General features: G+C 48.7%; 18 protein-coding genes. 14 read left to right on the top strand and 4 right to left on the bottom strand.

Annotation, left to right across the window (positions count from 1 at the left end; translation table 11 throughout):
* Positions 1-110 precede the first annotated feature (110 nt).
* From ndk to AB4875_RS12935, 12 genes are all read left to right on the top strand, one after another.
* A complete protein-coding gene (gene ndk / locus AB4875_RS12990) occupies positions 111-539 on the top strand; it encodes a nucleoside-diphosphate kinase (protein ID WP_368376479.1) in 429 nt (142 codons plus the stop codon).
* Between the two features lie 30 nt (positions 540-569).
* Entirely contained in the window at positions 570-1715 is a 1146-nt protein-coding gene (gene rlmN / locus AB4875_RS12985) for a dual-specificity RNA methyltransferase RlmN (protein ID WP_368376478.1), read from the top strand.
* A 19-nt stretch (positions 1716-1734) separates the two neighbouring features.
* Positions 1735-2547 carry a type IV pilus biogenesis/stability protein PilW gene (gene pilW / locus AB4875_RS12980; protein ID WP_368376477.1) on the top strand — a complete coding sequence of 271 codons (813 nt, stop codon included), beginning with the start codon at positions 1735-1737 and terminating at the stop codon, positions 2545-2547.
* A gap of 8 nt (positions 2548-2555) precedes the next feature.
* A complete protein-coding gene (locus tag AB4875_RS12975) occupies positions 2556-3338 on the top strand; it encodes a helix-turn-helix domain-containing protein (protein WP_368376476.1) in 783 nt (260 codons plus the stop codon).
* Positions 3335-4447 (top strand): flavodoxin-dependent (E)-4-hydroxy-3-methylbut-2-enyl-diphosphate synthase, encoded by a 1113-nt coding sequence (gene ispG, locus AB4875_RS12970; RefSeq protein ID WP_368376475.1) that lies wholly within the window; start codon positions 3335-3337, stop codon positions 4445-4447. The genes AB4875_RS12975 and ispG overlap by 4 nt, the downstream gene beginning before the upstream one ends.
* Positions 4448-4505: 58 nt before the next feature.
* A complete protein-coding gene (gene hisS, locus AB4875_RS12965) occupies positions 4506-5783 on the top strand; it encodes a histidine--tRNA ligase (RefSeq protein WP_368376474.1) in 1278 nt (425 codons plus the stop codon).
* Positions 5784-5814: 31 nt separating this feature from the next.
* The gene (locus AB4875_RS12960) at positions 5815-6492 is read left to right on the top strand and encodes a YfgM family protein (protein WP_368376473.1); all 678 of its coding nucleotides are present in this window, start codon (positions 5815-5817) and stop codon (positions 6490-6492) included.
* The gene (gene bamB / locus AB4875_RS12955; protein WP_368376472.1) at positions 6492-7643 is read left to right on the top strand and encodes an outer membrane protein assembly factor BamB; all 1152 of its coding nucleotides are present in this window, start codon (positions 6492-6494) and stop codon (positions 7641-7643) included. The genes AB4875_RS12960 and bamB overlap by 1 nt, the downstream gene beginning before the upstream one ends.
* Before the next feature lie 51 nt (positions 7644-7694).
* Positions 7695-9104: a ribosome biogenesis GTPase Der gene (gene der, locus AB4875_RS12950; protein ID WP_368376471.1), complete on the top strand. Its 1410-nt coding sequence runs from the start codon at positions 7695-7697 to the stop codon at positions 9102-9104.
* Between the two features lie 74 nt (positions 9105-9178).
* Complete coding sequence (locus AB4875_RS12945; RefSeq protein WP_368376470.1) at positions 9179-9580, top strand: group III truncated hemoglobin; 402 nt, start codon at positions 9179-9181, stop codon at positions 9578-9580.
* Positions 9581-9885: 305 nt separating this feature from the next.
* Positions 9886-10674, top strand: coding sequence for an SDR family oxidoreductase (locus tag AB4875_RS12940; protein WP_368376469.1), 789 nt, complete (start codon positions 9886-9888; stop codon positions 10672-10674).
* An 84-nt stretch (positions 10675-10758) separates the two neighbouring features.
* Positions 10759-11907, top strand: a complete 1149-nt coding sequence (locus tag AB4875_RS12935; protein ID WP_368376468.1) for a LuxR C-terminal-related transcriptional regulator — start codon at positions 10759-10761, stop codon at positions 11905-11907.
* A gap of 58 nt (positions 11908-11965) precedes the next feature.
* On the opposite strand, the gene AB4875_RS12930 is transcribed toward AB4875_RS12935, so the two are convergent.
* Positions 11966-12511, bottom strand: a complete 546-nt coding sequence (locus AB4875_RS12930) for a hypothetical protein (RefSeq protein WP_368376467.1) — start codon at positions 12509-12511, stop codon at positions 11966-11968.
* A gap of 123 nt (positions 12512-12634) precedes the next feature.
* On the opposite strand from AB4875_RS12930, the gene AB4875_RS12925 reads away from it, so the two are divergent.
* Positions 12635-12931 carry a DUF1244 domain-containing protein gene (locus tag AB4875_RS12925; RefSeq protein ID WP_368376466.1) on the top strand — a complete coding sequence of 99 codons (297 nt, stop codon included), beginning with the start codon at positions 12635-12637 and terminating at the stop codon, positions 12929-12931.
* 29 nt (positions 12932-12960) lie between these two features.
* Here the strand turns inward: AB4875_RS12925 and AB4875_RS12920 are convergent, their stop codons facing one another.
* Positions 12961-13362, bottom strand: coding sequence for a hypothetical protein (locus tag AB4875_RS12920; RefSeq protein WP_368376465.1), 402 nt, complete (start codon positions 13360-13362; stop codon positions 12961-12963).
* Between the two features lie 129 nt (positions 13363-13491).
* Here AB4875_RS12920 and dinB point away from each other — a divergent pair, with 129 nt between their 5' ends.
* The gene (dinB, locus tag AB4875_RS12915) at positions 13492-14586 is read left to right on the top strand and encodes a DNA polymerase IV (RefSeq protein WP_368376464.1); all 1095 of its coding nucleotides are present in this window, start codon (positions 13492-13494) and stop codon (positions 14584-14586) included.
* Between the two features lie 87 nt (positions 14587-14673).
* Here the strand turns inward: dinB and AB4875_RS12910 are convergent, their stop codons facing one another.
* On the bottom strand, positions 14674-15987 hold the full coding sequence (locus tag AB4875_RS12910) for an OmpA family protein (RefSeq protein WP_368376463.1): 1314 nt from the start codon (positions 15985-15987) through the stop codon (positions 14674-14676).
* A 67-nt stretch (positions 15988-16054) separates the two neighbouring features.
* A complete protein-coding gene (locus tag AB4875_RS12905; protein ID WP_368376462.1) occupies positions 16055-18787 on the bottom strand; it encodes a hypothetical protein in 2733 nt (910 codons plus the stop codon).
* Between the last annotated feature and the right edge of the window lie 95 nt (positions 18788-18882).

Genomic DNA, 18882 nt, shown 5'->3' with positions numbered 1-18882 from the left:
GTGTCTCTCGTACCTATTTGCTGCTAATACGCGTATAATTCGACGTTTTTTCGTAGTGGGCAAAATTATTGCCCAGATTGTTCTTGTTTTATTTTTTTGGAGAAAGACCGATGGGCGTTCAACGCACTCTTTCCATTGCTAAGCCAGATGCTGTTAGCAAAAATGTGATTGGCGAAATTTACAGCCGTTTTGAAAAAGCAGGTCTACGTATCGTAGCGGCTAAAATGCTGCGTTTGAGCCGTGAACAGGCTGAAGGTTTTTATGCTGAGCATAAAGGCCGTCCGTTTTTCCCTGCTCTTATCGATTTCATGACCTCAGGTCCTGTGACGGTTCAAGTCTTGGAAGGCGAAGGTGCGGTTTTGCAGAATCGCGAGCTGATGGGCGCAACTAACCCGAAAGATGCCACTCCAGGCACTATTCGTGCGGACTTTGCTGAATCTATCGACGCTAACGCGGTACATGGTTCGGATTCAGAAGAGTCAGCGGCGCGGGAAATTGCGTTCTTTTTCTCTACCAGTGAGTTGTGTGAGCGCGTTTAAGCACATTTCTACTCATTGCGGGGCATGAAAATGGAAACACCAACAGCGGTAGTACAGCAGATGAAAGTGAATTTGCTCGGTATGTCGCGTAAAAATATGGAAGCGTATCTCACTTCTATCGGTGAAAAGCCTTTTCGTGCCCAGCAGATCCTCAAGTGGATACACCACTCGGGGATCGACAATTTTGACGAGATGACAAATCTCGGCAAGCCCTTGCGCGCCAAGCTTCAGGAACTTGCCGAAATTCGTCCTCCCAACGTGGTCAAGCAACTCGATTCCATCGACGGAACCCGCAAGTGGGCGGTAGAGGTTGGTGGTAATAATTTAGTTGAGACGGTACTTATTCCCGATGGCCAGCGCGGTACCCTGTGTGTGTCTTCGCAGGTGGGTTGCAGCTTAGATTGCAGTTTTTGTGCCACCGGTAAACAAGGTTTTATGCGCGATTTAACGGCGTCTGAAATCATTGGTCAGGTTTGGTTGGCCATTAAATCCTATGACGGTTTTAAGGCCGGTAGTAAACGCATAGTCACCAATGTCGTGATGATGGGTATGGGCGAGCCGCTACTCAATTTTGACAGCGTTGTAGAAGCCATGAGCTTGATGCTAGACGACTTTGGCTATGGTCTGTCAAAGCGTCGTGTGACCTTGAGCACATCGGGTGTTGTCCCCATGCTGGACAAGCTGGGTGATGTTTCTACCGTGTCATTGGCAATCTCTTTACACGCACCCAATGATGCCTTGCGAAGCGAGCTAGTGCCAATCAATAAAAAGTACCCCATCGCAGAATTACTTGCGGCCTGTCAGCGGTATTTGGATAAACAGGAAGATACTCATCGGGTAGTGACTATCGAATATACCTTGATAGCGGGTGTAAACGATGGCCCTGAACATGCGAAGGAATTAGCCGAAGTGCTTCGTGATTTACCCTGTAAAATCAATTTGATTCCATTTAATCCGTTTTCGCTGTCAAATTACGTGCGTCCAAGTAAAAATGCGATAAATCGGTTTTGGTTGGTGTTAACCGAAGCCGGCTATGTCACTACCGTGAGAACACCACGCGGCGATGATATTGATGCAGCGTGTGGTCAGCTGGCAGGACAAGTACAAGATCGGACTAAGCGCAGTGAGCGTCATCGCCAGCGGGCGGAGTTAGAACAAGCTATTCGCTTGGTATGAATTTTCGGGAGCATACTGCATGTCGTCGTTAAGAATAAAAGGCATCAAAGTATTACCTCCTATTCTGGTAATGCTTTTATCAGCGCTGGTCTTGTCTGCATGCGTCACAACGCAAAGCGGCGGTTTTGCGTCGAAAACAGATGATAAAAAGGCCTTTGAAACCTCTCTGCAATTAGCCCGCAGCTACATCGCTCAGGGTAATTGGGATCAGGCAAAACGTCACCTGCAATATGTTGAAGCAGCGGATAAAAACAATCCTGAAACATTAGAAGCTTTGGCCTTGGTTTTTCAGAACACGGGTGAGCTTGAATTGGCTGAGCAGTATTATTTGCGTTCAATCAGCTTGGCGCCCAAGGCGTCTCGGGTACGAAATAATTACGCCGCTTTCCTTTATGCGAGGGGGCGGTATGCAGAGGCAGCAAGTCAGCTTGAAGTTGTTGTCCAAGAATTATTATACGAGCGTCGAGTCGAGGCATTTGTAAACCTTGGCCGCTGCTATATCCAATTAAACCAATTAACAAAAGCAGAAGACGCATTTAAACGTGCATTCTTAATGCAGGGCGATGACGCGGCGGTGCTCATGTCCTTAGCCGAAGTGTATTTTCGTATGGATCGCTTTGTCGATTCACAGCGATTTTACGATGCCTACCTGAGTAAAAAGCCAGCGCAAAATGCCGCTGCTTTATGGTTGGGTATTCGTTTAGCTGATAAGTTTGATGACAAAAATGCGCATGCCAGCTTTGCCTTAGCGCTGAAAAATTTGTACCCAAAATCGGAAGAGTACCTACTTTATAAAGCGTATATGCAAAACTCTCAGCAGGGGAGCCCCTAGGAATTAATATGTCGTTAACCAAGCAGCTTTATCCCGGACCGCCGGGATCAGTATTGCATGACGCGCGTATCAGCGCGGGTAAGTCTGTGTTGGAAACGGCTGAAGCGCTGAATTTGTTAAATAGCTATGTTGAGGCTATAGAGCAGAACGATTATTCACGGTTTAACTCACCGCTGTTCGCGCGGGGTTATATTAAAAGTTATGCGCGATATATGGGGCTGGATGAAGCGCCTTTATTGAATGATTGCGATCGAATCTGCCGTCGCGAAGAGCAAACTAGTCAGCAGCGTCACATTCAGGTTCAGGGTAAGGTGCAAGCGCCCGGTCATGCGGGTTTGATATTGGCCTTGTTCGCCGCGTTTCTTGTTTGGGCGCTGGCCTGCTGGGTATTTGACGGTAGCAAATCTAAAGCGCCCTCGGTTGTGGTGTTAGAGCAACAATTGCCGTCCTTACCAATGTTGAAGATGGCCCCTTCGCTGGGAGAAACATTACTGTCTGGCGATCTTGTGAAGACTCCTACAGACGAGCCGTCGGAGCTTGACGGTAAACCCGCCGAACTAAAGTTTATGATCAGCGAAGATGTCTGGTTGGAAGTACGTGACGCCCACAATAATGTCAGGGTAAGCGGCGTCCAGCAAAAAGGTGAAACCCTTCATTTTAAGGTGCCAGGCCCGGTGACCGTTAGCGCTGCATACTGGCCGGTGGTGGCCATGTATTACAACGGTGCTCTGGTAGAGCTTAAGGAATTAGCAAATAGCAACGTCGTGCGTGTGCAGGTAGGTGAATTATGAAAATGGCATCTCCGATAAAACGTCGGGTTTCGCGGCAAATTCATATCGGCAAGGTTGCTGTGGGTGGCGATGCACCGATATCAGTGCAAAGCATGACCAATACCGAAACCTGTGATGTGGCAGCTACGGTTGCTCAGATTCGGCGTTTAGAGGCTGCGTGCGCTGATATTGTTCGGGTATCTGTGCCTAGCATGGAAGCTGCGGAGGCGTTTCGAAAGATTCGCGAGCAAGTGTCAGTGCCACTGGTAGCGGATATTCATTTTGACCACAAAATCGCCTTGAAAGTATTGGAATATGGCGTTGATTGTCTACGTATTAACCCGGGTAATATCGGTAGAGAAGATCGCGTTCGCGCAGTTATTGATGCAGCAAAATTCCACAATATCCCAATTCGAATCGGTGTAAATGCTGGTTCCTTGGAAAAAGAATTACAGCGTAAGTACGGCGAGCCAACCCCCGAGGCTTTGGTTGAGTCCGCTATGCGTCATATTGATATTCTCGATAAATTAGATTTCCAGAATTTTAAGGTCAGCGTTAAAGCCTCTGACGTTTTTATGGCAGTGGCAGCTTACCGCCAACTAGCGACCCAAATAGACCAACCCTTGCACCTAGGTATCACCGAGGCCGGTGGCTTGCGCGGTGGTACCGTTAAGTCGGCGGTGGGTTTGGGCATGCTATTAATGGACGGGATCGGCGACACTATTCGCGTTTCCCTGGCGGCCGATCCAGTCGAAGAAGTAAAAGTTGGCTACGAGATATTGAAGAGTCTCAAGCTGCGCAGCAAAGGAATTAATTTTATTGCTTGCCCAAGTTGCTCTCGGCAGAACTTCGACGTTATCAGTACCATGAACGAGCTGGAGCTGCGTTTAGACGACGTCACTACGCCATTGGACGTTGCGGTTATCGGTTGCATTGTTAACGGTCCGGGTGAGGCGAAAGAGGCTGAGATCGGGCTAACCGGCGGAACTCCAAACAATTTAGTATATGTGGATGGCAAGCCAAATCACAAAGTGAAGAACGATGTATTGATCGATCATCTAGAAAAATTGATTCGTGAAAAGATCGCTCTTAAACAAGAACAGGATAAAGACCTTATTGCACGTAGCTGAGCATAGCCGGTTTATAAGAAGCAGCTCATATACTGTGTTTGGTCAATAGGAATTATTTTTGGCACGTATTCAATCAATTCGCGGCATGAACGATATTCTGCCTTCGGAAACGCCGCAGTGGCAGTATTTGGAAGCCTGCGTGCGCGGTGTACTTAGTCGCTATGGCTATAGAGAAATTCGCTTTCCGATAGTCGAGCATACCGAGCTTTTTAAACGCTCTATTGGTGAAGTAACCGATATTGTCGAAAAGGAAATGTATACCTTTGAGGATCGTAACGGCGACAGCTTAACATTGCGTCCCGAGGGGACGGCGAGCTGTGTGCGAGCCTGCGATCAAAACGGCCTGCTGTATAACCAGATCCAGCGGCTTTGGTATACCGGGCCTATGTTTCGCCACGAGCGTCCGCAAAAAGGCCGCCTGCGCCAGTTCCATCAAATTGGTGTTGAAACGTTTGGTATGGCTGGGCCAGATATTGACGCCGAATTAATTTTGTTAACGGCACGATTGTGGCGCGAACTGGGTATAAGTGACGCTCTTACTCTGGAATTAAATAGTATTGGTAACGCCGAGTCTCGGGCAGATTATCGCCAAGCCTTGGTTGATTATTTGACCGGTTTTAAAGACGAGTTAGACGACGACAGCAAGCGTCGATTAGAGTCTAATCCCTTGCGCGTACTGGATAGTAAAGATCCTAAAACTCGGGAACTGTTGGTAGCCGCACCGGTACTAAGTGACTATCTTGACGACGTTTCACGCAGCCACTTTGAGGGTTTGTGTGCACGCTTAGATGCCGCGGGCGTTAGCTATACATTAAATCCGCAGTTGGTGCGTGGCTTAGATTATTACGGCTTAACCGTGTTTGAATGGACTACCGATAAGCTGGGAGCGCAGGGCACCGTGTGTGCTGGCGGCCGCTACGATGGCTTAGTTGAGCAATTAGGCGGTAAGACAACACCCGCGGTCGGGTTCGCAATGGGTATTGAACGGTTAGTACTGATGCTAGAAACGCTGGAAGTGATGCCAGACGAGCAGGCGCAGGCTGATATTTTTATTGTGTCGGTTGGTGAAAAAGCGGATATAGAGGCACTAAAAATTGCCGAGCAGTTACGTGATGCCATGCCATCAGTAAAGGTGTTAATAAATTGCGGCGGTGGCAGCTTTAAAAGTCAGTTTAAAAAAGCGGATAAATCGGGTGCCTCAGTTGCTGTGGTGCTCGGCGAAGATGAGTTACAAGGTGGTCAAGCCGCAGTCAAACCGCTGCGAGCTGGACAGGGTGAGCAACAGTTGGTCGCGCTGGCCGAACTGGTAAATACTATTTCTAAGAATTATTTTTAAAGGCGACTAGACAAGTCGAAGAGGAAGTTTAGTGGAAACGTATCGTACAGAAGAAGAACAAGTCGAAGCCATTAAAAGATGGTGGCGGGAAAATGGTAAGTCTACCGTTTTTGGTATTGCCCTTGCGCTGGCCATTGTATTTGGTTGGAAGGGTTGGCAGGGACATCAGCAAACACAGGCCGGAGAAGCATCGGCAATGTTTGATGATTTGCTGATTGCAGACGCTGCAGTGCAGCGAGACGGCAGTAGTTTAGCTACTGCGCAACATTTGGCGAACACCCTGACAGATCAGTTTTCGGGCTTGAGCTATGGCCAGTTTGCCGCGCTATTTAAAGCTAAATACGCAGTAAAAAGCAGCGATTATGAAACAGCGATCACTGAGCTTGAGTGGGTTTTGGCCCAGCGCCCAAGCGCGCAAATAAAAGCACAGGCTGAAATACGCTTAGCACAAGTTTTTTATGCACAGAAAGAATATGACAAAGCTCTGGCCTATCTTAGCAAACTTGCAAGCACTGGTTACGCAGCTGAGGCCGCTGAACTAGAAGGCGATGTGGCATTTGCTCAGAAAGATAATGCGGCGGCGTTAGCGGCGTATCAGCGCGCTAGATCCTTGGCTCGTCAGCAAGAAGCACCCGTAAATAACGCGATGCTAGAACTGAAAATTAATGACTTATCTGCGGCCCAAGTCGCTGTAGAAGGGGCGAAGTAATGCGGTTTATTTCTGCGGTTAGTATATTGCTAGCAAGCGCGATGATGGTGGCTTGCGCTTCAGACCCGACTAGTCGGGAGCCGGCTAAATTGACCGACTTTAAGGCAGAGAAGAAGCTTAAGGAAGTTTGGTCTTATTCATTGGGCGATGGCCAAGCAGAGGCTTATCACCGTATTACTCCGGCCATTGATGGTGATGAGATATTCATTGCGTCATCGAACGGCAAGGTCGCGGCATTGAAAAAAGCCAGCGGTAAGAAAATTTGGAAGAAGTCTTACGATTTGCGGATATCGGGTGGCGTAGGTGTATCTGGCACCCTGCTATTTGTTGGCACCTCAGACGGTGAAGTTGTCGCGATTGACCGGATCTCCGGTGATATCGTATGGCGTGCTCCTATGAGCAGTGAAGTGCTTTCCGCGCCGCAGAGCAATGGCTCTGTAGTCGTCGTGCAAACCTATAGCGGCGACGTACAAGGACTTAATTTTGAAGATGGTAAATTGTTGTGGAGCTATTCTTCTCAAGTTCCTCGTCTGACCTTGCGTGGCACCAGCACCCCAAATGTGGTCGGCGACATTGCTATGGTGGGTTTTGCCAACGGTAGAGTACTCGCCTTTGATATGGACAGCGGTTCTCAGCTTTGGGAGCAACGTATTTCTGCTCCCCAGGGTAGTACCGAAATCGAGCGTTTAGTCGATGTCGACGGTCGCTTACTGGTCATGGACGACAGGAAGACAGTCGTCGCCACGGGTTATCAGGGCCAAGTTATGGCCATTGATATTCGCAGCGGTCGGCCGTTGTGGGTTAAGGACATGTCTAGTTACGTCGGCGCTGCTGAAAACTTGGGTAAAGTGTTTGTGGTGACTTCTGATGGCAGTGTCAATGCGATTGATGACAATGGTCAGGGTGCACTTTGGACGCAAACGGTATTGGCGCGTCGTGAATTAACTGAACCGGTGGCATTTGATGGTGCCATTGGCGTTGGTGATTATGAAGGTTATTTGCATATGTTAGCGCGGGAAGACGGTCGTTTGATCGCTCGTACAAGAGCTGATCGCGATGGCTTGCGTGCGCCGATGCTAAGCGATGGCAATTTATTATATGTGTACGGAAATAGCGGCGAATTGCTGGCCTACAAACTGCAAGATCGCTAAGTAAAACATTTTGTCATTCGGCCCGAGTGCTGATCAGAGTTAAATAGAATTATGGTTCCTGTTATTGCCTTGGTAGGCCGTCCTAATGTCGGTAAATCAACTCTGTTCAATCGGCTAACTAAAAGTCGCGATGCCTTGGTGGCTAATTTTCCAGGTTTAACCCGCGATCGTAAGTATGGCGAGGCGACTCACAGCAATCGTCGCTATATCGTCATAGATACTGGCGGTGTTAACGGCGACGAAGTGGGTATTGATGGCCCCATGGCGCAGCAATCGATGCAGGCTATTGATGAGGCGGATGCAGTATTGCTGATGTTGGATGCGCGAGCGGGTTTAATGCCTGCAGACGAAGGTTTAATAAAACATCTTCGCAGCTGCTCTAAGCCGGTGTTCTTCGTTGCGAATAAAGTGGATGGGACCGACGCCGAAGTAGCGAAGGCTGAATTTTATAAGACTGGCGCTGCAAAAATATACCCTCTAACCGCCACCCAAGGTAAAGGCGTGCGGATACTGATGGACGATGTCCTAGCGCAGTTCCCGCAAGAGGCTGAAGACAAGCAGGCTTCGCTCGCAACCGGGAAAAAAATCGCGGTAGTAGGGCGCCCAAATGTGGGTAAATCGACGCTTGTAAACCGCATGCTCGGTGAAGATCGTGTTGTTGTATTTGACGAGCCGGGGACCACCCGTGACAGTGTGTATATCAATTACGAACGCGACGGAGAAGGCTATACCCTGATCGATACGGCGGGTATTCGTAAGCGTAAGCATATTTCAGAAGCCGTTGAAAAATTCTCGATTGTAAAAACCTTAAAAGCGATCGACGACGCCCACGTTGTGATTCTAGTGATGGACGGTCGCGAGAGTATTGTTGATCAAGATTTGCATTTATTGGGACAGGTAGTGGATTCCGGTCGCGCAGTTGTGGTGGCTATCAATAAGTGGGACGGCCTCACGACAGAGCAAAAAGACCATATTAAGAAAGAGCTGGACAGGCGTTTACAGTTTATCGACTTTGCCGAAATTCACTTTATTTCGGCCCTGCATGGCACTGGCGTCGGTCATCTTTATGAGTCGGTGGAAAAAGCCTATGAGTCGGCTACTCGGCAGTTGCAGACCCGAATGCTAACAACTATTTTGGAAGGTGCAGTGCACGACCACAATCCTCCAATGATTAATGGTCGCCGCATTAAGCTTCGCTATGCTCACCCCGGTGGGCAGAATCCGCCTATCATCGTAATTCATGGTAATCAGACGGAAAGGGTTCCCGCCAGCTATACCCGCTATTTGGAAAAAGTCTTTCGTCGCGAATTAAAAATGATGGGCACGCCGATTAAGATTGAATACAAAACTTCGGAAAACCCATTCGAGGGAAAAAAGAAAGACCTCAGCAAGCGTCAGGTAGAGCGCAAGCAACGGGTGATGCGTTTTTCTAAGGCAAAGACGGCTAGAAAGAAAAAATAGGTTTTGTTCACGAGCAATATTCGCAGTGAGAATGTTGCTCGTATACCCTTCAATGACATAGTTTAGCTTTTATAATGCCACCTCGTATTTCAATAAATAATAAGCCAGACCTCGACTCCCCTGAACACATTGCTATGTTCGTCGAAGCATTCTATGCCTGTCTTTTAAGGGACGAGCGCTTGGCACCGATCTTTACCGAGGTTGCCGGTATCGATATTGTCGAACATTTTCCACGTATACAGGCCTACTGGGAAAAACTGTTGCTGGGTGAAAATAACTACCAGCGTCACACCATGAATATCCATCGCCAATTAGATGCCAAGCAGCGTTTGTCAGACAGCGATTTTGATCAATGGCTAGGGTATTTTATTCAATCAGCCGATAGCGGTTTTGCTGGCCCAAAGACTGAGCGCGCTAAACGAATTGCGACCACGATCGCCGAAAATATGCGCAGAGCACTTAGCGTGAGCAGCTAATATTAGCTGCACATATTTTCCTTCTTTTATCCGTTAAATTCTCTTAAATGAATGTGCTGCGGTGGCAGCGTAAATTCTGCGGCCTGCCTCGGTACGGCTGCCTTAGTATTTCGTCAGCACTGTATCCCTCACAATATTACATATGATATCGCCAGTTTAGATCTGGAGAGGACTGCCAACAACGCGGGACTTCGCGGGTGTCGCGGCGGAATAGTTGCCCCGTCCATATGGGTGGTGTCGGATTGTTTCGGCTCCGCTAAGCTGATCAATGTTATCCCTATAATTATTAATAACAGGATCAGTTTATGCTTTTACAAGGCAAGGTAGTCATCGTCTCTGGCATCGGACCGGGGCTTGGTCAGGAATTGGCGGTAGAAGCGGCTAAGCAGGGCGCCTCTGTTGCTATGTGTGCTCGCACAGCGAGTAAGCTCGATGATGCCGAAGCGGCGATCAGCGCCCTAGGCTTGGGCACTGAGGTATTGAAGGTTGCCACGGACATCAGTGACCGTCTTCAATGTGCAAACTTGGTGGCGCAAACCATCGCTCGTTTTGGTCGTATCGATGTGCTTTTCAATAGCGCTTATAACCCCGGCGAGTTTGGGCCAATAGAGTCGGCTAATTTAGACAGTTGGCGCGCGGCAATGGACGTTAATTTATTTGGCACTATGGGTTTGACGCTTGAAACTATCCCGCAAATGAAAAAACAGGGCGGTGGCGCGATAGTCATGATCAATACCATGATCACTCGCAAGCCGCTTCACACCCAGGGTGGTTACGGCGCATCTAAGGCTGCCTTGGCTAGCGCAACTTCCCACTTGGCCCTGGAGCTTGGTGGCTATAATATTCGGGTGAATTCTGCGTATATGGGATGGATGTGGGGCCCTGCGGTTGAAGGCTATCTGCAGATGAACGCGGATGCAGGAGGCCCAACAGTAGCCCAGCAAGTGGCTGCGGTATCTAAAAATATTCCTATAGGCCATATTCCAGATGATGGCGATTGCGCCAAAGCGGCGATCTTTTTAGGCTCAGATTATGCCTGCGCGGTTACCGGTGCAGCACTCGATGTTAATGGTGGTGAGTATTTGCCTCACTAACAGCAGATTCCGGTATTCAATGGTGAATTCCGTTTAGACAGCGGTTAGAATCGGGTCACTTTTACAAGGTGACCCAAATTATTCATGGCTGATTTAAGTATATCGCCGCAGATGGATGCGGTGATCCAATCAATATATCGCGGCGCCCTAGAATCGCCCCCTTGGCAGCAATTTTTGGGTGAATTACGAACGCTACTCGGTGGCAATTTTGCTACCTTATTGCTGCGTCCGCCGAACATTCATGAGAAAGGTGTGGTGTTAAATTCGGCGGTTTTTTCTGCTGATATTTACCATGCTTATAACGATACCTACTTTGCTTTAGACCCTTTCGTAAACTTACCGGATGGTGATGTTGTCACTATTTCGGAATTTCTGTCGGTGGCCGATTTTCAGCAATCTGAGTATTTCCGCAGCTATCTGCAACCCAGTGATGTGATGCATATCTTGGGCGCTGATCTATGGGGGAGTGAGGGGCTGTTGGCTCGCCTCAGAGTCACAAGGCCAGAAAGCGTAGACGATTTCGGTGACGGCGAGAAAGACTTGTGTAGGCTGCTTCTTCCGCATTTACGACAGGCCATTGAAATCCACTCGCGCTTGCGGGAGTCTGAACTGGAGAGGAGTCTATACGCCGATACGTTTGGGCAATTGGCGGTTGGTGTTATTACTTTAGATGCGCAGGCTGCAGTCTTGAGTAGTAATCCGGTGGCGAGGCGACTCATAGATACGTCTAGGGGCTTAGTATTGCGTAACGGCTCTTTGCAGTTAGAAGATAGTCGAGAGCAACGGGCATTTGGCACCCTGCTGGCGGAAGTGGTTAGCGCCCACCATCAGCAGCTGGCGTGCTGTGTGCGAGCATTTCGACTTGCCGATAGGGCGCAGTTGCAAGGTTTGAGTTTGTTGTTGAGACCCTTGCCACTCAGCGATCGCAGCGGCGAACATAGTCCAGCGGTGGCGGTGTTCATTAGCGACCCGATGGCGCCGAGACAAGCGCCCAGTGAAGTGTTAACGGCCTTGTTTGGACTTACCCCAGCGGAAGCGCGTCTTGCTATTAGGCTTGTTAATGGCTTGAGCCTAGAGGAGGCGGCAATTAGCCTGGGTGTGTCGCGTAATACCGCCAAGTCTCATCTCAGTGCAATTTTTTCAAAGACCGGGGTGGCTAGGCAAACCCAGCTTATTCAATTGATACTGAATAGCGTAGTGACTCTGGCTGGGGTACAAGTAGTAGAAGAGTGAGCTGTAAAGTGTATGTCCTGACTTTACAGCTCACTGCGCTTCAATGGATCTGGCTGTATTAACTACTTTTGGGAGCCGCTTTTTTAGCAGGTGCTTTCTTGGCAGGAGCCTTTTTGGCGGCTGCTTTCTTAGCGGGTGCTTTTTTGGCAGGTGCTTTTTTAGGGGCTACTTTTTTTGCAGCGGCTTTTTTAGGTGCCGCCTTGGTTTTACTATCGAAATTCTTGGCGGCGTCTTGTGCGGCTTTAGCAAGTGCTTTGGCGCGTTGGTAGTCGCTCTTGAGTTCTGCCAGCTGATTCTTTGCCATAATCATAACGGCCTTGGCGTCTAGCTCAAGCTCTTTTGCACCATCGACAGCCGAGTGGGCTCTATCCACCTGCTTTTGAATACGGCTATCCATTTTTGCTTTGGCTTTTTTCTGCAGTTCACCCAGTTTAGCTTGTTCTGCTTTTAATTTTTCGCGGGCTTTTTCTGCCTGCGCTTTCGCTTTGTCAATCGCTTTATGGGCGTCTGCCATCAAGCGATCACGTAGCTGTTCAACTTTGGATTCTAGTGATTCAATTTCTTTACGGATCAATGCAACCGGATCCATTTTTTTATTTGTCATATCAGCGAGCCTCGGTAAGCGTTTTATGGTCATCAATCGACGAACTTCAGTACTTGCAACAGTGATAACATAGCAAACTTTGCGATAATGCACAGCGAAACTTTAAATTATTGGGGCAAAATTATGGATAAAGCACAAACTGATGCTATAGAGGCGGCAGTATTTCGTCGTTTACTAGCGCACTTAGATGATCGTAAAGATGTTCAGAATATTGACCTAATGAATCTCGCGGGATTTTGTCGCAACTGTTTGTCTAAGTGGTATGTCGCGGCAGCGGGTGATGAGGGCGTCGGTGTGGATTACGACGCAGCCCGCGAGCGTGTTTATGGTATGCCTTATTCGCAATGGAAGGCCGAGTTTCAGGCGGAAGCCAGCGCCGATCAATTAGCGGGCTTCGCTAAAAATAAGCCAGAGGAATAACTGATTTATTGGCGCCGGTTTTTAGCGACTTAAAAGCCGCCGTTGGGAATGAAACGATTGTCGGTATTGTTGCGGATCCATATCAGCATGTCGCGATCTAGCTTTTCGCCACGGCTACGTAAAACTTTGTTGAGCCAGATTGCCGGTGATTCTTTGCCGGCATCCCAGCCGTTGATGAGTTTTTCTGCACGAGTGAAAAAACGGATTAAGGCAATAATATCGTCATTGCTGAGGTCAGCGGTCGCCGTTTGCCAGTGGGATTGGGATACCCGCATAAACACGCTGTAGCGTTGCTGTTCGTCATCCGTAAACGGCGCGGGTAATTCTTCGAGTCGATCTTCCGTACTAATAACAACGCAGCGTTGCAACCACTGCAGATCTATCGAGAGTTCGCTCTTTTCGTTTTCGGGTGTCCAACTGCCAATTGCCATCTTTCACTATCCACTTTGCCAAGAATGTTGCCAGTATAGCGCACAATCAAGGGTGACTTACGCGATGGTATTTGCTATTTTGCTGGCTATTCATACAGTTGTGTATGTAGGCCTGATGGGTGGTGGTTCTTGCGCAAGATTATTCACTGTGACTGTGATTGCTTTTATGCCTCGGTGGAGTTGAGAGACGACCCAAGCTTAAAAGATCATCCGGTTGCGGTAGGGGGGGCTGCGGAGCGCCGAGGCGTTGTTGCAACGTGTAATTATGAAGCGCGAGCCTTCGGTATTCATTCTGCAATGCCGACTGCCAGTGCATTGCGGCGCTGTCCTAATCTGATCGTTCTCGCTCCCAGTATGGAGAAGTATCGTGAAGTTGCGCTGCAAATAAGGGCGATTTTTAGCCGCTACACCGAACATATTGAGCCCTTGTCACTCGATGAGGCTTACCTTGATGTTAGCAATTGTGATCTTTTCCAAGGCAGTGCAACACGTATTGCGCAAGCAATACGTCAGCAGGTGCGCGATGAGGTGGGTATTACTATTTCAGCGGGTGTTGCGCCCAATAAGTTTTTAGCCAAGGTGGCGAGTGATTGGGATAAACCCGATGGCTTGACCGTCATTACACCCGCTCAAGTTGATGAGTTTGTGCTGAGTCTACCGGTGAGCAAAATACACGGTGTGGGTAAGGTGATGGCCGCCCGCATGGCGGAGCACGCGATTTTTTCCTGCGCTGATTTACGGTGCCGATCTCTGGAAGAGTTACTGACTTTGTTCGGTAAGTTTGGCCATCAGTTATATGACTACGCGCGCGGGATTGATCAGCGTCCGGTTAAAGCGCACCGAGAGCGTAAATCGCTCAGTGTTGAAACCACCTTCGCACAAGATATTGACGGTGTCGATGCTGCAAAAAATAAGATATCCGCTTTATTTGATGAGCTTGAGAAAAGGTTACTTCGGCTTGGTGATAAGCGATTCAGTGGCATTTTTGTAAAGTTGAAGTCGGCTGAGTTTCGCCAAACCACAATTGATCGCCGTCATGAGGGTGATTTAAGGGCAGAGCTTTTTGAGCTGTTACTTGAAGAAGCGTGGGCGCGAATGGCCTCGCCTTTGCGCCTTATTGGGGTTGGTGTGCGCTTTGCGTCCACGGACGAGGACGGAGCTGAAAACGCAGTATCTAAAGAGATTCATGAAGAACAGTTAGACTTGTTTGCAGGTTTTAATTGATCAACTGAGACGGCACTGAAAACCGAGTGAAATTTTAGGCAATAAAAAAGGGCGGTAAAAACCGCCCTTATTCAGAGTGTAGCAGCCTTATTTATTAGGGCTGATAACCTGCAGTTCAACACGACGGTTGCGTTCACGGCCTTCGTCGGTATTGTTGTCAGCAACGGGTTTGCTTTCGCCGTAACCTTTCGCCTGCTGACGTGAGGGCGTAATGCCTTTGCCTGACAGGTAGTTAACAACCGATTGCGCACGTTGCTGCGACAGCCTCTGATTATAGATGTCACTGCCGACAGAATCGGTGTGGCCCATAATAATAATGCTGACGTCAGGTTCGTTGCTTAAAGACTCAGCTACCTTGTTCAAAATGGTTTGTGAATCGAGCATCAAACGCGACTTATTGAACTCAAAATGGACACCGGTAAGCTCAACGGTTTGTGAAATAACACAGCCGCGTGAATTTACCTTCAAGCCTGGAAGCGTGCCAGGGCATTGGTCTATTTTGTCTGGAACGCCGTCGCCATCACTATCCAATGCGCAGCCCTGAGCGTTAACAGGAACGCCGTAAGGAGTGTTTGGACATTGATCAATGTCGTTAGGTACACCGTCGCGGTCATCATCGATAGAGCAGCCATTGACGTTAACTTTCGCACCTGGAGGAGTGTTAGGACATTGGTCGCGGAAGTTCGGTATGCCGTCACCGTCACTATCCAATGGGCAACCAGTAGAATCTACCGGGGTTCCACGAGGCGTATTGGGGCACTTATCCAAACGGTCTGGCACGCCGTCGCCATCAGAGTCATAGTTGTATGGCATTGGTTTATCGCCAAACGGTACTGAAATACCTATTAAAAATGCGTAGGTATAAAAGGTATCGTTATCGGGAAATAAGGGTGCTTGGCGTTTGATAGAGTCAAGTTGGTAGCGAGCTTCGCCGCGGATGGCAACTTTATCTAGTTCATAAGTAAAGCCGAGGATTGCATCGCTGCCATAGTCAGATTGAGTCGCCGTAATGCCGGGCGCTTCATACTCCACTTCATGGTAGGTCAGGCCTATACCCATAAAGGGCTGAACAGGGGCAGCATCGAGCATAAACGCGCCGCGTGGGAAGTATAAAAAGTCTAAACCACCTGCGCTGCGACTGTAAGTATCATTTTTTGAGTTTTTAAACTCACCGTAGTTAAGGTGAGTATCGACCATCACATAGGCGCTGATGGGTTTACCAATACCGATCTTGCCTTGGTTGCCTGAATCGAAGTCACTTTTATCTGCGATTGTAGAGCCAATCATGCCGTGTATGCGCCAGCGGCTATCAATGACTGTCTCTTCGTCATCTGCTGCAAAAGCAGAAAAAGTGCTGCACCCTACAGCCAGAGCAAGCGTTATATTACGCATTTGACTCATTAACATATTCTCCATAATTGAAGCACATTTTAAAACGCGGCCTAGTGGCCGCGTTGATTAGATTTTACTACGGGGCAGGTATTGGGAACTCCCCGAATACACTTTGACAATCGTCAAAGCTAATATTGGCTAGATCGGCAATAGCACCAGGATTGAAGCCGAGGAGTGCATCTAACACGGTTCCCAAGCCAGAGGTAAGGGGGCTGACTACGCAGGCATCTAGTGCATCAAGTACCGGACGAAGACCAGGTACTGCAGCAATACCTTCAATTAGGCCGCCGGTTACTTGGCCTAGGCCGCCCACTGGGCTGTCTGGGAAGTTCGGATCAATTGCAGAGAAATTACCTGTAATCAGCGCTTGAATAATGCCTTCGACTGGAAGTGCGCCGCCGTCATCATTGGTGGCCAGTGCACTGAGGATAGGGTCTGCAATGGTGCTAATGGTATACACCAGTGGAAGTACCAAGCCTGGACCTTCTAGGCCGGGGAAATTGCCGCCCAAGGTAAGTACTGGCTCGAGTGTTTCGCAAAGATCATTCGAAAAGGTTAAGAGATCGTCGTTTACAACAGGCAGTACTAAAACGGTAGAGCCTTCTTCGGCAACCACGTCACCCTCGGTGAAGCCGTCACTATCACTGTCGATAAACGCTTGGACACATACCGTGCTTAGGCGCAGCAGGCCGCGAGATTCGAGTGACCCTTTAGTCTCGCCACTGAAACTAGCGGCAGGAGTGCTTGATGTTGCTGGCAAGCCGGGAAGTTGATCTAAGCCGGGAATTTGGTCAAAACCAGGAATCTGATCCAAGCCAGGAAGTTGATCTGCACCGGGCAGGGCATCTATACCTGGAATCGGCAGGCTGGATACACAGCTTGGCGCCGCGCTCGCATTGCCTGACCAGTAGCCAGGTACTGATGTGAATATCAATTTTTCACGGTCGGTGACTTCGATTAGCGGCGACTCTGCAGCCGTGGGATTGGCCAAGAATTCGGGGGTCATTGTGTTAACGCCAGATTCGAGTAATACGAAAGCACGGAATTGCTGGTTGCCACGAATATAGGTTTCACCATCTGCCAGTGTACCCACTAAATCAGTGCGACCGACACAGGAGAACTCATCAATGCTGATATCATCGGGTGAGTTGGCATTTGACGCTTGGTATAGGTGTAATTCCACCACGTCATCGTTATTGGCGTTTATTGTGCGTGTTGCACTGATATTGCTCAGGCCGCCAGTATACGTAGCTTTCAAAATGACGTTTCCACTGCCCGCGGTGTCTTTAACGGGGCTAACCGTCGTGTTATTGCTTGTTTGGGCAGGGTTGACGTTAAGTATAGTGGGCTCGTCGACTTCCCAGTTTACAAAAGCGGCTGGACAGGCAATGGTTTCTGTTGAATCAAAGTCGATAAAGGTACACATAGCCGTGTAATCGATGCCGTTATTGAACACGTCCAAGAAGATCGTGTCAGTGCCGTTTGGCGGCGTGACGCCATCATTTCGCACAATAGTCACTGCTGACACTTCAGCATCAACCAGCTGCAGATTTAGTGAGTCACTGATGGTGGTTTCTTGCACTGTGCCAATATCGTTAGTGTAAGTGCCGGTGGCGACGCTAGTGCGACTAGCCACTGGGAGCGCTTCATATTCTTGTTGGCTTATTAAGGATGCATCGCCATCTGTCTCATTTGGACCTTCGGAGAAAATAGCTGTTGGCGAAGCTGACCAAGCCAATACACCTGGACCAGAGCACTGGTAGGTAGTGAATGGGGTTTGATTAGGATTCTGTGGATTAGTATAGGTAAGCTGAGCAACTAATTGTAGACGTTGTGCTGCAGGTAATTTAACCGTGGTGTTATCTAGACCCTTGCAGTCACTCAGGTATTGCTCATTAAAAAATAACTGGTTGTTTGAAGTGCCGCAAACGTCGGTAGCTGGGTTAGCTACTGCACAAACTGCAAGACTGCTGACCGTGGCCGGAATAATGTTGACAATCTTAGTCGCAATTACAACTTCATTGTCGGTATCGCCGCAGGTAACACCCTTTTCAATGGCTCGAATGGTGACAGCTACTTGAGTTTGGTTGCTGCTAGTAAACGGGTTGCTTATGGTCGCTGGTGCTACTGCACCGCTATCTGGAGTTTGGGTTGGACCAAACGTAAAAATACTATTGTTATCGGTGCAAAATGTTGCATTTACAGTAGAGTTTTCGGTAACACCGGGTAAATTCTGTAAATTTTGCAAAAGCTGGTAATTTTCAGTGGTGCTGGCCGTTGAATTGGACGGGTTAAACGCAATGACCGTTTGACCGCTGATGTATTTATTGCCGCTGGTAACAGGGGGAACAATTGTGAAAGGCGCTTCGCGGCGGAATTCCTCACCTTGGAAGGTGTAACGACCAATAATGTTAAGGTTCTTTACTGTGTCTGTGCTGGCAAGCCGCACGGTGCTCAGTATATCTAATACATTGCGAAGCTGACCGGCGTCTCTTACTTCGTCTGCCAAGCTAGCAAGCGCGAGGCTCGCGGGGGCGCCGCTAAGAGACCACTGGGTGTCTGCGGTCACATTTAATTCTGGTCCTAAATTTATTTCTACGCCATCGGTTTGTAGCGCGAGCATCCTGACGGGAATCTTGTTACTGCCGGTGCCTGCCAGTTGATTTCCAAGCGGGAAATCTATTCGCAGTGAACTAGTGTCTAATTTGGGGCTTGGACGGTCGGGGCTGCGGGCATCGCCGCCGCCGCCGCAGGCTACGAGCAAGCTCGCTGCCAGTGTCAACGATAAGGCTAAGATATTCGTTTTCATTTATTCCCCTCCGGGAGAGACTAGCTGAAACACAATTGCGGGAGATTTTGAAATTTAGTTATACGTAGTTTCACGGATGTTATTTGTAAAAACAA

This window comes from Zhongshania sp. R06B22 (assembly GCF_040892595.1).
GTDB lineage: Bacteria > Pseudomonadota > Gammaproteobacteria > Pseudomonadales > Spongiibacteraceae > Spongiibacter > Spongiibacter arctica.
This window is presented reverse-complemented; position numbering and strand designations above follow the sequence as displayed.